The organism is Spirosoma daeguense, assembly GCF_054776875.1.
The window spans coordinates 18,345-34,512 of sequence record NZ_BAAHBF010000008.1; the positions used below are offsets into that span (position 1 = coordinate 18,345).

At 48.2% G+C, this 16,168-nt stretch carries 13 protein-coding genes; 10 read left to right on the top strand and 3 right to left on the bottom strand.

From position 1 onward, the window contains the following. Positions 1 to 21: 21 nt before the first annotated feature. The gene (locus ACYVD4_RS24155) at positions 22 to 1,503 is read right to left on the bottom strand and encodes a xylulokinase (RefSeq protein WP_460950117.1); all 1,482 of its coding nucleotides are present in this window, start codon (positions 1,501 to 1,503) and stop codon (positions 22 to 24) included. Positions 1,504 to 1,607: 104 nt separating this feature from the next. On the opposite strand from ACYVD4_RS24155, the gene ACYVD4_RS24160 reads away from it, so the two are divergent. From ACYVD4_RS24160 to ACYVD4_RS24180, 5 genes are all read left to right on the top strand, one after another. Next, a complete protein-coding gene (locus ACYVD4_RS24160) occupies positions 1,608 to 4,022 on the top strand; it encodes a family 78 glycoside hydrolase catalytic domain (RefSeq protein WP_460950118.1) in 2,415 nt (804 codons plus the stop codon). 147 nt (positions 4,023 to 4,169) lie between these two features. After that, positions 4,170 to 4,529: a hypothetical protein gene (locus ACYVD4_RS24165; RefSeq protein WP_460950120.1), complete on the top strand. Its 360-nt coding sequence runs from the start codon at positions 4,170 to 4,172 to the stop codon at positions 4,527 to 4,529. Between the two features lie 68 nt (positions 4,530 to 4,597). After that, complete coding sequence (locus ACYVD4_RS24170; protein ID WP_460950122.1) at positions 4,598 to 5,695, top strand: hypothetical protein; 1,098 nt, start codon at positions 4,598 to 4,600, stop codon at positions 5,693 to 5,695. A gap of 145 nt (positions 5,696 to 5,840) precedes the next feature. After that, on the top strand, positions 5,841 to 6,167 hold the full coding sequence (locus tag ACYVD4_RS24175) for a DMT family transporter (RefSeq protein ID WP_460950123.1): 327 nt from the start codon (positions 5,841 to 5,843) through the stop codon (positions 6,165 to 6,167). Between the two features lie 191 nt (positions 6,168 to 6,358). After that, positions 6,359 to 6,748: an endonuclease domain-containing protein gene (locus ACYVD4_RS24180; protein ID WP_460950124.1), complete on the top strand. Its 390-nt coding sequence runs from the start codon at positions 6,359 to 6,361 to the stop codon at positions 6,746 to 6,748. A 114-nt stretch (positions 6,749 to 6,862) separates the two neighbouring features. Here the strand turns inward: ACYVD4_RS24180 and ACYVD4_RS24185 are convergent, their stop codons facing one another. Further along, positions 6,863 to 7,693, bottom strand: a complete 831-nt coding sequence (locus ACYVD4_RS24185; RefSeq protein WP_460950126.1) for a molybdopterin-dependent oxidoreductase — start codon at positions 7,691 to 7,693, stop codon at positions 6,863 to 6,865. Next, on the bottom strand, positions 7,690 to 8,442 hold the full coding sequence (locus ACYVD4_RS24190) for a cytochrome b/b6 domain-containing protein (protein ID WP_460950128.1): 753 nt from the start codon (positions 8,440 to 8,442) through the stop codon (positions 7,690 to 7,692). Before ACYVD4_RS24190 ends, ACYVD4_RS24185 begins: the two co-directional genes overlap by 4 nt. Positions 8,443 to 8,590: 148 nt before the next feature. On the opposite strand from ACYVD4_RS24190, the gene ACYVD4_RS24195 reads away from it, so the two are divergent. The 5 genes from ACYVD4_RS24195 to ACYVD4_RS24215 all read left to right on the top strand — a co-directional run bounded on the left by ACYVD4_RS24195 (position 8,591) and on the right by ACYVD4_RS24215 (position 16,167). Then, complete coding sequence (locus ACYVD4_RS24195; RefSeq protein ID WP_460950130.1) at positions 8,591 to 9,427, top strand: MBL fold metallo-hydrolase; 837 nt, start codon at positions 8,591 to 8,593, stop codon at positions 9,425 to 9,427. 64 nt (positions 9,428 to 9,491) lie between these two features. After that, positions 9,492 to 10,271, top strand: a complete 780-nt coding sequence (locus ACYVD4_RS24200) for a patatin-like phospholipase family protein (protein WP_460950132.1) — start codon at positions 9,492 to 9,494, stop codon at positions 10,269 to 10,271. Between the two features lie 334 nt (positions 10,272 to 10,605). Continuing rightward, positions 10,606 to 13,833: a SusC/RagA family TonB-linked outer membrane protein gene (locus ACYVD4_RS24205; protein ID WP_460950133.1), complete on the top strand. Its 3,228-nt coding sequence runs from the start codon at positions 10,606 to 10,608 to the stop codon at positions 13,831 to 13,833. A gap of 67 nt (positions 13,834 to 13,900) precedes the next feature. Then, positions 13,901 to 15,547, top strand: a complete 1,647-nt coding sequence (locus ACYVD4_RS24210) for a SusD/RagB family nutrient-binding outer membrane lipoprotein (RefSeq protein ID WP_460950134.1) — start codon at positions 13,901 to 13,903, stop codon at positions 15,545 to 15,547. Between the two features lie 113 nt (positions 15,548 to 15,660). Beyond that, positions 15,661 to 16,167, top strand: coding sequence for a hypothetical protein (locus tag ACYVD4_RS24215; RefSeq protein WP_460950136.1), 507 nt, complete (start codon positions 15,661 to 15,663; stop codon positions 16,165 to 16,167). Position 16,168 lies beyond the last annotated feature (1 nt).

Sequence of the window (16,168 nt, forward strand, 5' to 3'; positions counted from 1 at the left end):
CATAAAACTAACAACAAACAACTATTTTCCTGTCAACGCTGTGAGCCAACGTTGATATGCGTCGCGATAGGCTTCCTGGGCGCGCATGTCGGGTTCGATGGTTTTCGTTACGTGCAAACCCGTGAAAGCTTCCTGCGCGTTTTTATAGTAGCCTAATCCTAATCCGGCACCACGGGCTGCACCCTGAGCACCGTCGGTATTATACAGTTCGATGGTAGCACCGGTCAGATTGGCCAACGTATCGCGGAAGAGTGGACTCAGGAACATATTGGCCTCACCCGCCCGAATCGTTTGCAGACCAACGCCCACGCTTTCCATAATCTGAATGCCGTAATAAAGCGCAAAGACGATACCTTCCTGTGCGGACCGAATCATGTGCGGTAAGCCATGTCGTGTCAGTTGAAGACCATGAAACGAGGCTCCCAAATCAGCATTTTCAAGCATCCGTTCAGCTCCATTTCCGAAAGGCAGACAGACCAGACCATCGGCACCGATTGGCGCTTCGTGAGCCAGTACGTTCATTTCGTCATACCCCACCGACCGACGTAGCACCTGATTTCGCAGCCAGCTATTCAGAATTCCTGTACCGTTTACACAAAGCAGTACACCATAACGTGGTGCTTCAACCGTGTGGCTCACGTGTAGGAACGTATTGACACGTGATTGTGGGTCGTATTTGGCCTGATCGCTTACACCATACACTACACCCGACGTACCGGCAGTAGCGGCAATCTGACCCGGTTCCAGTACGTTCAACGACCACGCATTGTTGGGCTGATCGCCAGCACGATACGTAACGGGTGTTCCGGCGGCAAGACCCAGTTCGGCGGCTGCCGATGCCGATAGCTCGCCCTGTGGCGCAAACGTTGGTTTGATGGTTGGAATTAACGACGTAGCGAAGCCGAAATAATCGAGTAAGAACTGCGCTGGCTGACCTTCCTGAAAATCCCAGAAGGCACCTTCCGAAAGTCCCGAAGCCGTCGTTACAATTTCGCCCGTCATGCGAGCTGCCAGATAATCGCCGGGAAGCATAAAATGAGCCGCCTGAGCGTAAATCTCGGATTCGTTCGCTTTCACCCACGCCAGTTTTGCCGCCGTAAAGTTGCCGGGCGAATTCAGTAGATGATGCAAGGTGCGGTCGTGTCCCAGTGCGTCGAAAGCGGCATTTCCGTAGGGAACGGCCCGGCTGTCGCACCAGATAATGGAAGGACGTAGTACGTTAAACTCTTTATCGACAACCACCAGTCCGTGCATCTGATACGAAATACCGATGGCTTTTACGTCTTCAGGTTTGACATTCGACTGTTGCATAACCGCCTTGCTGGCCAGACACGCATTTTGCCACCATATTTCGGGCTGTTGTTCGGCGAAACCCGGCTGTGGGGCTTCAATAACCATTTCGGGTTGCGGGTAAAAGGCCGAAGCGATAACATTGCCGCTGTTGGCATCTATTAAACAAGCTTTGACAGATGAGCTGCCGAGGTCGAATCCAAGGAAATACATGCGGTTACTGATGTTAGGAAATCCGGTGCGAAAGTACAACCAGATTAGGAGAATCAGTAAGTGTAGGACAGATGTCGCTTATCTTGCATATTATTTTTGTACCTATGAAACCTCTGCTCCTCCTCCTTACACTCGTATACGGTTCATTTTCGGTGAGTTTTGGTCAGACACCTGCCGAACCTTCGAAATGGATGACGCAATACTGGCCTGCCCGCTGGATTGTTCATCCGACTGCTCCGGCTCGCCAATATGGTATTTACCATTTCCGCAAAGCCATCGATCTGATGCAGAAACCCGCTCATTTTGTGGTACACGTATCGGCCGATAATCGGTATCGCTTGTTTGTCAACGGCAAATCGGTTGCGCTTGGCCCGGCACGTAGCGATCTGCAAAACTGGAACTACGAAACCATCGATCTGGCTCCGTTTCTTCAGGCCGGACGTAACGTTTTGGCGGCTCAGGTGTGGTACATGGGCGAAGGTGCGCCTTTTGCGCAGATGAGTTATCAGGTTGGGTTTCTGTTGCAGGGCGATGGCGATGCTGAAAAAGTGGCGAATACCGATGCAGGCTGGAAAGTGCTTCAGAATCTGGCCTATACGCCCATTAAAAACGATATTCCCAAACTTCGTACCTACATTGTTATGGGCGATGGCGACCGGGTCGATGCGGCTAAATATCCCTGGGGTTGGGAGCTTCCGACGTTTGACGATAAAAATTGGGTAGCCGCTAAACCGTTTGGTTTTCCGACCAAACCGCGTGGATTGGGTACGGATGGAAACTGGGGGTTAGTGCCACGTAGCATTCCGATGATGGAAGAAAACGTAGTCCAGCTGAATGCGGTTCGACGTAGTGAAAACGCGAAAATGGATGCTACGTTCCTGCAAGGAAAATCGCCGGTTACGATTCCGGCCAATACGAAAGCCGTTTTCATGCTCGACCAGAGCTACCTGACCAATGCCTATCCCGAACTGACGGTGAGTAAAGGCAAAGGCGCTGTTGTTACGTTGTCGTATGCCGAAGCGCTGATTGATGCGCAGGGTAAAAAAGGCAATCGGAACGACGTAGAAGGACGTACCATGCGCGGTTTCGATGATCAGTTTGTGGCCGATGGAAGTGACAAACGGATGTTTCGACCGCTCTGGTTCCGGACGTATCGTTACCTACAACTGACCGTCGAAACGAAAGAAGAGCCATTGGTTCTGGACGATTTACATGGTCAGTACACAGGTTATCCGTTTCAGCAGAAGGCACAGTTTACGGCCAGTGATACTACGTTGAAAAATATCTGGAACGTTGGCTGGCGAACGGCCCGGCTTTGCGCCGGTGAAACGTATTACGACTGCCCGTATTACGAACAGTTGCAGTATACCGGCGATACGCGCATTCAGGCTATGATTTCGCTCTACGTAGCGGGCGATGACCGGTTGATGCGTAAGGCAATTCTGGATTATGACCACAGCCGTTTCAACGATGGATTGACGCAAAGTCGGTACCCTTCTGCTGATTTTCAGGTAATTCCAACGTTTTCGCTGTTCTGGGTTTGTATGGTGCACGATTATTGGATGCATCGTCAGGACGATGATTTTGTAAAATCGATGCTGCCGGGAATTCTAAGCGTATTGAATTGGCACGAACAACGTATCGCCAAAACTGGCTTGAACGGCCCGCTCGAATGGTGGAATTTTGTGGACTGGTCGAAGTGGCAGAATGCGAAAGATGAAATTGCAGGCGGTGTTCCGGCAGGAGCGAAGAAAGGCGGTTCGAGCATTCTGTCGCTCCAACAGGCTTACACGTATTTCCGGGCGGCCGATTTGCTGTCGCACTACGGTCAGAACGAACGGGCTGAATATTATCGAGAACTCGGTCGTCGGCTGAATAAAGCGGTTTATGCGCAATGTTGGGACGCCAGTAAAGGCTTATTTGCCGATACGCCCCTTATTCCGGCTGGTCAGTCTGGTAAGAATAGTTACAGTCAGCACGCTAATATTCTGGCGGTTCTGACCAACGCTGTAACGTATGACCAGCAGGCGGCCTTACTTCAAAAAACGATGACCGTCGGCCCGGATTCGCTTACCCAAGCCACGTTCTATTTCAAATTTTACCTGTTCGAAGCGCTCAAAAAAACGGGTTTGGGCGATCAGTTCATTGCTCAGTTAAAGCCCTGGCGCGACATGCTGGCAATGGGGCTGACTACGTTTGCCGAAAATCCAGAACCCACCCGTTCAGACTGTCATGCCTGGAGTGCATCGCCTTTGTACGAATTTCTGTCAATTACCTGTGGCATCCGAACGGGCGAACCCGGTTTTAAAGCCGTAAAAATTGAACCTTATCTGGGCGATTTGACCTCGGTAGAAGGAAAAATGCCGCATCCACTCGGCGAGATAGCCGTTCAGTTTCAGAAAACACCAACCGGTGGTTTAACGGGTAACGTAACACTACCAACGAATCTGGCGGGCACGCTACGTTGGAAAGGTAAATCCATACCATTGAAAGCAGGAAAACAGGATGTGAATTTATAATCAGACGTAGTTAAACGTACTTATCGCTACGTTTAACTGGTTAGTAGTAAAACATTTATCCCTCCAATCTGCCGCTTGTGTAGTTTGGAGGGATATTTTTAGATTCACTACTGTATATTGCATAGTTCCTTGTAAAACAACATTGCTATGAAATCATTATTCATTGGGTTATTACTAGCTAGTGCCATGCTGGCCTGTTCAGACGGACATAATCTGAAAATCGCTGTAACCGACTCCGACGATACGTACGAGTTTTACGCTAAGTATGACGAAAAGAAAAGTCAGCACGTGCAGGATTTTATTAACGAAAAAATGGCACCCAGTGGCAACGTAAAAGGCGACAACATCGATATAACCACTACGTTGGACGACGACACACGTTTCGAACTGGAAGAATATCCCGGAAAAGTTCGGATTAAACTCGATAAAGAAGATAATTCGGAGGCTTCGTACCAACGCGTCAAAGCCATGTGCGAGGGTGTAAAGCGGGTGATTGGCGATAAGTGAAGGTTTATGATTGAGTAACAGGAAGCGTTACGAATCTTTAACGTGCTGTCTACCAGACATGATCTCCTATGCTTCGCCACTGCATCGTTTTTCTGTTAACCTTATCGAGCTTCGCTACTGCACAAACCCGTAAAACGACGGTCAGCATCAAAGGCGACGATTTTTACATCAACAACGAAATCACGCTGAAAGGAAAAACGTATAACGGAATGCGGCTGGAGGGGCTGTTACCTAACTCGCGCATGGTGCAGGGTATTTTTGATGACCTGAATCCAGAAACCCGTTCGAACTGGAAATATCCGGATACGGGTGTGTGGGATGCCGACCGAAATACCAACGAGTTTATTGCAGCCATGCCCAGTTGGAGAGAGCATGGATTACTGGCGATTACACTCAACTTACAGGGTGGCAGTCCGTATGGCTATAGCGGGCAGGTACAGAACTGGTTGAATTCTGCCTTTCGGGCCGATGGTTCGTTGGACCCGGCTTTCATGAATCGGCTGGAACGTATTCTGAATCGTGCCGACGAACTAGGAATGGTTGTTATATTAGGCTATTTCTATTTCGGTCAGGATCAAAATCTTACTGATGAAAAGGCGATAAAAACCGCTACGCGCAACGCTACACAATGGTTGCTGGACAAAGGCTATCGGAACGTACTGGTTGAGGTCAATAACGAATGTGATATCAACAGTCCGACCAAAAAACGATACGACCACGCTATTCTCGACGTAGCGCGTGTCCATGAATTAATTACCCAAGTTCGGTCGATGCAGAAAAAGGGCAGACGCTTACTTGTGTCGACCAGTTTTCAGGGTGGAACATTGCCCACCGATAACGTATTAAAAGCGGTCGACTACGTATTGATTCACGGAAACTCGGTAAAAGATCCGGCCAAAATCACCAGCATGGTAAAATCGGTTCGGGCAAATGCCAGCTATAAAAGTAGCCCGATTGTTTTCAACGAAGATGACCATTTTAACTTCGATCAGCCCATAAACAATTTTATGGCGGCTACCGAGCAACATGCATCGTGGGGCTATTTCGACTATCGGATGAAGGACGAATCCTTTCAGGATGGATACCAGAGCATGCCCGCCGATTGGGGTATTACGTCGGAACGTAAGAAAAGTTTCTTTGGCCTTCTGAAGAAAATGACGCAGTAATCCTGTTGTTGTGTAGGCTATAATTTAAGTCGTATTTTTGCATCATCATTCATCTGAAACCATTCAGATAATGACTCTGGAGGACGACCTCCCCCGTATTGGGAATAACGTTGGGACGACCCGACTAAACCCAATATAGGACATTATGGCCTGGGTATTTTTGACACTTGCCGGAATCTTAGAGGTCGTTTGGGCTTATTCCATGAAACAGTCGGAAGGCTTCACCCGATTGATTCCTTCACTCATTACGTTTGTGGCGATGGCCGCCAGTTTCGGCCTCTTGTCTGTAGCTATGCGATCATTACCGCTTGGTTCAGCCTACACCATCTGGACGGGAATCGGAGCCGTTGGCGCTTTTATTGTCGGTATTATCTGGCTGGGCGAAGGCGTTAGTCTTATGCGTATCGCAGCAGCTTTACTGATTCTGGCCGGTATTGTGTTGATGAAATTGTCGGCGTCTGATCAGGTGTAATGGTTAATGGTGGATTTTACCACCCCCAACCCCCTCCTAAAACAGGCGGGGGCTTTCTCAATGACCACCGCTGGTCGTTGACTCAGGCTAAGAATAAGGGAATAAGTCAATCTCTGCATGTCCCCTCCTGTTTTAGGAGGGGGTTGGGGGTGGTAAAATCAATTAGATTAGAAGTCAAACAGAATGAGGCAATGAGTGATGGCCAACTGAACAATTTAAAGATTCTGAAACCCATTCGTCAGTCGTTACGTAACGATGCTACGGAAGCAGAAAAACAACTATGGCAATCTCTGAAAGGTAGCCAACTTGCGGGGCGTAAATTTCGTCGACAGCATAGTGTTGGTTATTTTATTCTGGATTTCTATTGTCCATCCGAACAACTGACTATTGAGTTAGATGGACATATACATGATACGTCTGAGGTCAAAATCTATGATTCAGAACGACAGAAAGCGATTGAAACTTTGGGTATTAAAATACTCCGATTTCGGAACGATGACGTATTTCAACGAATTGATTACGTACTGAAAGTCATTGAAGAAAATTTCAAAGGAAATCAACCACCCCCAACCCCCTCCTAAAACAGGAGAGGGCTTTTTCAAAGACCACCGCTGGTCGTTAATTCAAGTTCAAAGTAAGGTAACAAGTGATTCTCTGTGTGACCCCTCCTGTTTTAGGAGGGGGGGGGTGGTAAATCACAACCCAACGTAGTAATCGTAACCTCGTTCGGCCCAGAAATCGCGGGGTTTTTCGTCGGAGAAGAACATCCGGCCAATACGTTTCAGGTTTTTTACGCCATATTTTACCGGAATGATCAGGCGTAGCGGTGCACCGTGCGGAGCATTGATGGGCTCACCATTTAGCTCATAAGCCAGTATAGTTTGCGGGTGCATCGCGCTTTCGATGTCAATGCCAACGTAGTAACCTTTGTCGGGCGTTTCCAGACCAACGTAGCGAAATAAGTCGGTCGTGTTATCGGGATTGGGCGCGTTACCGCTACGTGCCCGTCCAGGCCGGGCCCCAATCTGGTATTTTTCCATGAAATCAGACAGCCGTGCACCACCCCAATGTTGCACTTGACTCCAGCCTTCAATGCATTTGAAATTGAAAACAATTTCGTGTTTGGGCAATGCTTTCACATCGTCGATCGTTAGCGAAAAAGGTTGCTTGCCGGGGCTTTCTATCTGTAATTTCCAATCTTCGGGAACAGGTGTTTTAATCCCATCGTAGCCATTTACACGCGCATTCTTGGCGGCTTCAGTAACCGGAAACGTTGGAACCAGATGCGTATCGCTGAAGTACGTACGGGCAATTTGTTCGTTGGCTTCCAGCACTTTCCGTAGCGGCCGCTTGACTCCCTGTGCACCGGGACTGTGCTTTATCCATTCGTAAACGCCAACCGGAACGGCCGATGCGAGTGCAAACCAGCCAAACGATTTTAACACGTTCCGGCGTACTGCTGATTCAGGAACATCCGATTCGGGTAATTCCGGCTCCTTCGTAGATGATTTTTCGGATTGGCTCATGACAAAGCAGGTTTATTGATCGGCTCAACGGGCGAATCGGTTGGAGAATCAGGTTGTTTATCAACAGGTTTATCCACAATTGGTCGGTTGGGGTCATGCTTTTTCACGATTTCGAAACCCGTAACCATCGACTGAAAGTTTTGCCAGCCGGCTCGAATTACCTGTCCAATATGAATAACGAAAAAAACAACGTAACCAAGCGTCAAGATAAAATGCTCGAGTCGGGCTGCTTTATAACCTCCCAGCAACGTAGTGATCCACGAAAATTGCGTGGGTTTGTAAATTGCGTATCCAGTCAGAATAGAGCCAATGCCCATCACCATAATAGCCGAATAGGCAATTTTCTGTGCACCATTGTACTTGATAAATGGTGGCTGGGTTTTCCGTAAACCCAGATCGTAGAGCGTTACCTGAATCGCTTCTCTGAACGAATGTCGGTTCGGAAGCAGATGCCGCCATTCGCCCGAAATAAACGTATAGCCAACATATAGCAACCCGTTCAGCAGAAAAATCCACATGAACACAAAATGCCACGCCATGCCTTCGGCCAGTCGACGCGGTACGCCCAGCGCTTTATAAAACCCGTCGGGAAAGAACGACACCAGTACGTAGTCGCCAATCTGGATTTTGTATGGATCGTAGGCCCAGTAAATCAACAGGCCGCTCCAGATCATGACAAACAACACCGGAAAGTTGATCCAGTGAAACCACCGAATGGCCAGCGGATGCTTATGAACGATACGTTTCATAGGGTAAACAGTTAACGTAATCAAATGTACGAATAGAACTGCCTATTGGTTTGTTTGATAAAGTGAGCTTAAGCAAACGAGTTTACTCAGGTCGTAAGCGGTAGTAGTCAGAAAATCCTAACTTGCCAGAAATCGTATTGACGTATTTATGTCTCTCCAAACTCTTGATACTGGTTTGTTTAAACTCGACGGCGGAGCCATGTTTGGTGTCGTACCGAAACCGCTGTGGCAACGACTGAATCCAGCCGATGAACAGAATCGCTGTACCTGGGCCATGCGTTGCCTGCTTTATGAATCCGAAAATCGATTGCTACTCGTCGATACAGGCATTGGCAATAAACAGGATGCCAAATTTTTCGGGCACTACGATCTTCACGGCGACGCCACGCTACTTTCCTCAATCCGAGCGGCTGGTTATGACGTAGCAGACGTAACTGACGTATTGCTAACGCACCTCCATTTCGACCACGTAGGCGGAGCTGTGAAACGCACTGACGACAAATTAAGTCCTGTTTTTTCGAATGCTACGTATTGGGTTCACCCGGCGCACTGGCAATGGGCGGTTCATCCGAATCCACGCGAAAAGGCGTCGTTTTTACGCGAAAATATTATGCCGCTGCAAGAGAGCGGCCAGCTACGTTTTCTGACCGAAAATTCGTTCCCGTTTACTGATATTGATTTACACTACGTAGACGGCCATACCGAAAAAATGACGTTACCCATTTTTCAGATAAATGGACGTAGTGTGGCCTACATGGCTGACCTGATTCCATCATCGGGACATATTCCGTTGCCTTACGTAATGAGTTACGATGTACGTCCGCTGTTGACGATGGACGAAAAAGCTGCCTTATTGCAACAGGCTGCCGCCGAAAACTGGATACTGGTTTTTGAACATGATCCCATAACTGAAGCCGCAACCGTTGACGTAACTGAACGAGGAATTCGAATCAAAGAGACAGGAAAATTAACGGAGTTCTTATAAAGCAACCACATCACAAACCAACCGCTGAAACGTAGCGTTATCAAATCGAATAGAGCAGTACGTTATGAAAGTTGGATTAGTATTATCAGGAGGAGGGGCACGAGGAATTGCTCATTTAGGTGTTATTAAGGCACTTCAGGAAATGGGCATCAAGTTTGACCAGATTTCGGGAACGAGCGCTGGAGCTATTACCGGAGCGTTTATTGCGCAGGGATATTCGCCCGAAGAGAGTTTGAAAATTATTGAAGCGTCGTCGTTTGTGCGCCACATCCGCCCGGCCTGGAACCGGATGGGGTTACTACGTCTCGATACGATTGTCGACATCTACAAAAAGCATATTCCGCACGATACGTTCGAAGGTTTGCAGATTCCGTTGCACGTAGTGGCCGTTGACCTGAACGAGGGCGAACAGGTTATTTTCAATTCGGGCGAACTGATACGTCCGGTGCTGGCATCGTGCTGTTTACCGGGTATTTTCGAACCATTCCTGATTAACAAACGGCAGTACGTCGATGGGGGAGTATTGAATAATTTGCCGGTTGAGGTTCTGGAAGGTAAAGTTGATTATCTGATTGGGTCACACTGCAATGTTTTGGGTCCTCGAAAACCAATCCGTTCAATGCGGGGCGTTATTGAACGAAGTCTGGTGCTGGCCGTGCAGAGCAAAACCAAAGAACGGTTTGCCAAATGCAACGTATTGATTGAGCCACCTCAACTAGCCGAGTATAGTACTACAGATATCAGCAAAACGCGGGAGTTGTTTCGGATTGGTTATCAGCATACACGTTCTCTGGCGTCAACTATTGAAAAAGAACTGGGCCGTTCGGTGATTTCGCTGACGTAGGGAGGGATAAAATAGATTACAAACAAAAATCGCCGGGCTTAGAGAGTCCGGCGATTTTTGTTTGTAAATGATCCTTCGCTTAAAAAAAAGTTATTCAGAATGGATATTTATTTTAGAGTATTTTTATCCATGTTTTCTAAATTAATTTATGATTAAAACTGAGTATTTATAACTATTTATAAAAATAATTATAATAAGAATAATATTCCATGAATAGTAGTTAATATAAAATAATAGACGGTTTTAGATAATCTTTACAGATTATTTGCTCTTTAATTTGCTTTTAATAGCTTTGCTTAAAGTGTAATCTTTCTTAACTTAATCTAGAGCTGGAATGAGGAAAATTTTACTAGTGAGTATACTTATGGTATGCTCGCTCTGGGTACCGTTGTGGGCCCAGGAACGAACAATTACAGGAATAGTAACCGCTGCCGAAGATGGCTCCCCATTGCCCGGCGTATCGGTTGTTCTGAAAGGGGGCTCGCGTGGAACCAATACGGATGCCGACGGAAAGTATTCCATTGTTGCACCTCCTTCGGCAGGTACATTGGTTTTTAGCTTTGTGGGGACGGCTCCGCAGGAAATCGTAATCGGAAACCGATCCATTGTAGATGTTAAGCTGACGGCCGATGCCAAAAGTCTTCAGGAAGTAGTAGTAACGGCACAAGGCATTGTTCGGGAGAAAAAAGCGCTGGGCTATGCCGTCACTACGTTAGAAAACAAGCTCATCGAAGACCGTCCGCAGGCCGATGTTGGCCGGGTGTTGCAGGGCAAAATTCCGGGCGTCAACATCACTGCTACGTCGGGTGTGTCGGGTACGGGTACAAGCATCAACATTCGCGGATTTTCGTCGATTACGGGTTCCACGCAGCCGCTATTTGTGGTCGATGGCGTGCCGTTTAACTCCAGCACAAATACACGTGGTGGATTGGCGGGTCAGGGTGGTTTCACGGGTGGTAGCCAATCAGCTTCAAGCCGTTTTCTGGACATTGACCCAAACAACATTGAGAACATCAGCGTCCTGAAAGGACTGGCGGCCACCGTTACGTATGGCGATCAGGGACGTAACGGAGTAATTCTGGTGACGACCAAAAACGGCAGCAAGAAAGCCCGCCCAACAGAGTTCTCCATAACCCAATCGGTATTCACAAATACAGCGCATCTGCCTACGTATCAGAATAATTATGTGGGTGGTTTTCAGCAGAATCTGGGTTATTTCTTCAGTAACTTTGGCCCAACTTTGGCTGAGGCTTTGGCCTATCCGTCGCAAAATACGAACACCGCGCTGACGCAGCATCCCTATGCGTTTCTGACCAATGCCGCGCTACGTTCGGCTATGGCGCCTTATGTGACGTCGCTCGGTGCGTATAAAATGCAGGTCTTCCCTGACAACGTAAAGGATTTTTTCCGGACGGGGGTTATCGCCAATACGTCGCTCAATTTGTCGGGTGGCAGTGAAAAAGTTGGCTATAACTTGTCGGTTGGTTACAATAAAGAGCAGGGTTACATTCCAGAAAATGGACTGACCCGGCTCAATCTTGGTGCGGGTATGCGGGCGCAGCTAAGCAAAAAAGTATCGATCAATACCTCGCTCAACTTCGCCAACACCGACCAGTATTCCCCTCCGCTGAGTGCCGGGCAAGGTAACAACTCGTTAGGCGGGTTTCCGTCTGTGCTGGCGAACGTAATGTTCACCCCGCGTCAGGTCGATTTGATGGGCTGGCCGTACGAAAGTCCGGTTGATGGAAGCACGGTTTATTTCCGGTCGGGCAATGATATTCCAAACCCGCGCTGGATTCTGGCCAATTACAAAACAACGGGAGTAGTTAACCGCTTCTTCACCACAACTAACCTGACGTATGATATAGCGAAAGACCTGGTTCTGCTTTATAAAGTTGGTCTGGATACGTATTCGGAAAATCAGGAGTACAAATTCAACAAAGGTGGGGTCGATTTTGTGAATGGTTTTTACAATACGTACGATGTCAGTAACACCATTTGGGACAACAGCGCCATCATCTCGTATAACAAACCAATTGGCGAACGTTTCACGCTGTCGGCCCGGTTGGGTGGTAACATGCGGAATGACAAGACTCGTTACCAATACGTAGTGAGTCAGAACCAACTGGCCCGCAATCTGTTTCGACACAATAATTTTATTGATAATCAAGCTATTGATGGCACCGTTGAACAGACCCGTATCGGGGTGTTCGGTGAAATTACGGCTGATATCAACGACTACCTGTTCCTGAACGTAGCAGCTCGTAATGACTGGACGTCGACTGTAGAAATGGCCAATCGTCAGATTTTCTACCCGTCGGGAAGCGTTTCGTTTGTACCAACGTCGGCGTTTGAAGGCTTGCAGAATAATAGTGTTCTGAGCTTCCTAAAACTCAGAGCCGGTATTGGTACGTCGGCCGGTTTCCCCAACCCCTATAGCACACGTAGCGTTCTGAATCAGAGCGCCCGTGGCTGGCTAAATGCGTCAGGTGCTACGGTACAAACCCATTCTGTGGACAACGTACTGGGTAACCCGAACCTGAAACCCGAATTGCATACGGAAGTAGAGTTTGGGGTGGAAGGTCGACTGTTTCGCAACCGTCTTAGCTTTGACGTAACGGCCTATCAACGTACCACCCGCGATCTGATTACCAATACGCCACTTGACGCATCGACTGGCTATACGGCTACTACGATCAACATCGGTAAAATTCAGAATGCCGGGCTTGAGATCAGCGTATCCGGAAACGCCATCAAATCGGGTGGTTTCTCTTGGGATGTTACCGGTGTGTTCTCGCGGAACGTACCGAAAGTACTGGATTTAGGCGGTACGTTGCAGGAAGTACAAATCTCCGGTTTTGGCGGTACGTTAGGTAACTATGCTATTGTTGGTCAGCCGTTTAACGTAATAAAAGGGACGGGCTACCGACGTAACGAACAAGGTCAGTATCTGATCGATGGGCAGGGCTATCTCCTCACCACTACGTCGCCGACTATTCTGGGTAATCCAAACCCGGCGTTTACATCGAGCCTGATCAACGAATTCAGCTATAAAGGATTTTCGCTGAGCGTTATGCTGGCCTATCGTCACGGCGGTGCTATGTATTCAACCTCGGCAGGCGCCTTGCTGGGTCGTGGACTTATCGATACTAAGAACGGACGCGATGCTGGTGTTGACCGGAATCAGACGATGATTATTCCCGGTGTTAAGAATTCGGACGGTACGCCCAACGACATTCAGATTACCAACTCCGATTTCTACTTCAATAACTACTATTTCTTTGGCGATGAAGGTCGTATGTACGATGGCTCAACCATTCGACTGCAAGAAGTTTCGCTCGGTTATCAGTTGCCCAAAGCTTTTCTGAGCAAATTGAAGATCAAAGGAGCGTCGCTGTCGGTAACCGGCAATAACCTCTGGTATCGCGCCCTGCATTTCCCCAAAGGGTTAAATTTCGATACCGACAACCTTGGGTTGGGCGTAGGAAATGGCCTTGGCTTTGAATTCCTGACGGGGCCGAGTGCTCGTCGTTTAGGTGGCACGCTGAAGATTACATTCTAACCAAAGACTAGCGCTACGGACTGTGTAAACGCACAATCGCGGGCTACTCTGATTACAAAATCTGAAGATGATAAAGAAATTAAGCACACTTGCCGTACTGCTGTGTGTGGTCGTTGTCAGTTCGTGCAAACTGGATTTGCTCGACAATCCGAATGCCGTAACGACCAGCAACACCGATATAAATTACCTGCTTAACTCAATTGAGGTAGGCTACAAAGATCACTTCAACCAAATGAGTGATCCGGGTATGCGTCTGACGCGTATGCTCAATCAGGGCTCCGCCATCTACGAAAATGCAGTGTCGCCTACCAACTTCGATGGGGCCTGGAATACGGCTTATGCGGGTTTGATGACCGACGTGAAAACGATGATTCCATTGGCCGAAGCGGGTGAATTGTTTGTTCATGCGGGTATTGCGCGCACGCTGAGGGCGTCGGTTCTGCTCAATCTGGTGGATGCCTTTGGCGATATTCCGTACACTCAGGCTATTGATGCTGCCAATTTTAACCCAAATGTTGATAAAGCAGACGCTATTTATACCGCAGCACTTGCCGAATTGGATAAGGCCATTGCCAACTTTGGTGCTACGTCGAAAACCGGCGCCAACAGCGACCTGATTTATGCGGGTAATACCGATAACTGGATACGTGCCGCGAATTCGCTCAAACTGAAAGCGTATCTGAACCGTCGGTTAATTGATAAAGCTGGATCTACCACGGCGATTAACGCACTGATTGCGGGTAACAAACTCGTTACGACGGCTACACAGAACTTTACGTTCAAATTTGGCTCGAACCTGACCAACCCCGATACGCGCCATCCGCGCTACGCTGGCCAATATTCACCAACGGGCGGTGGCGATTATCAGTCGAACTCGTACATGGGCGCTTTGTATTCATCAAAAGGATTTCAGGACCCACGTACTCGGTTTTATTTCTATCGGCAAACGGTTCGGAATCCAACTGATGTAAACGCGCTACGTTGCATTACAAACACCAAACCTGCACATTATACAGATGCTGATGTGTTCTGCCTGCCCACAAGCGTAGGGTATTGGGGCCGCGACCATTTGAGCAACGAAGGTATTCCACCAGATGGCTTGCTCAGAACAGCCTGGGGTTTATATCCGGCGGGTGGATTGTATGACAATGATGCAGGTGTACCGGTGTCATTGGGTGCAGGTGCCGGTGGAGTGGGGATACATCCGATCATTATGCGCTCCTTTGTCGATTTCATGCTGGCCGAATCGGCGCTGACGATGGGCACCACGGGCGTAGCGAAAGATTTACTGAAATCGGCAGTTGAAAAGTCGATGGCCGATGTACGGGCGCACGCGTTGGGTACTATCGAAAGTGGTAAAATCAGTACGTTCGAAACGGCCAAAAACTTCGTATGGGCTGATGAAGTGACCAAATACGTAACGAAAGTAATGGCCGATTACGATGCCGCTACTACCGACGATGCAAAACTGAACGTGATTGCGAAAGAATACTGGCTGGCCCTATACGGCAACGGTATCGAATCGTATAACCTGTATCGTCGTACGGGTAAACCATCGAATCAGCAGCCTGCCCTTGATGCAAACCCCGGTTCGTTCCCCCGGACGTATTACTATCCGGCCACTTACATTACACGGAATTCGAATGCGAAGCAAAAAGCGAACCTCACAACGCCAGTTTTCTGGGATAGTAATTCAAGTGGGTTATTGAAGTAAGCTCTTGCTGATGATATTGTTGAAACATGAACGAGTTCAAAATGCAATTCATGATGAAAAATTGTTTAGTTCTTGCCTTCACAAGTTTGCTTGCGATGGCCTGTAAAACCGATATGATTACGCGTATTAATGAAGCGGATATGGAAAACGGCGGCTATATCCGCACGGTTTCGCCATATCCGGTTGGTAATACTACTTTTAGCGTGAGCAAGGCGAATATGAGCGGCACAAAAATGGAGTTTGTGGCCGAAGCCGTTACGCCAAACATGGGCGCTGCGCTGGCATCGTATGACCTGACAATCCGGTTTGTAGATGCAACACCAGCCAATGGTACAACGGCTTCTACAACCGTTTCCCTGAAATCGATTCCAGCTTCGGCTTTTGCGAAGGATGCCACAACTGGCTATCCACGTACGACGATTACCGTTACGGGTACGGAAGCGTTAACAGCAACCAAACTGACAGACGCCAACATTGCCAACGGCGACAGATTCGAGATTAATGGCACTATGAAACTGACAAATGGTAGATCGTTTTCGGCTGCCAATACGGGTGCTAACATCACGGGCGGTGCTTTCTATAGTTCACCATTTTTCTACCGGGTGAACGTAGTGAATTAGA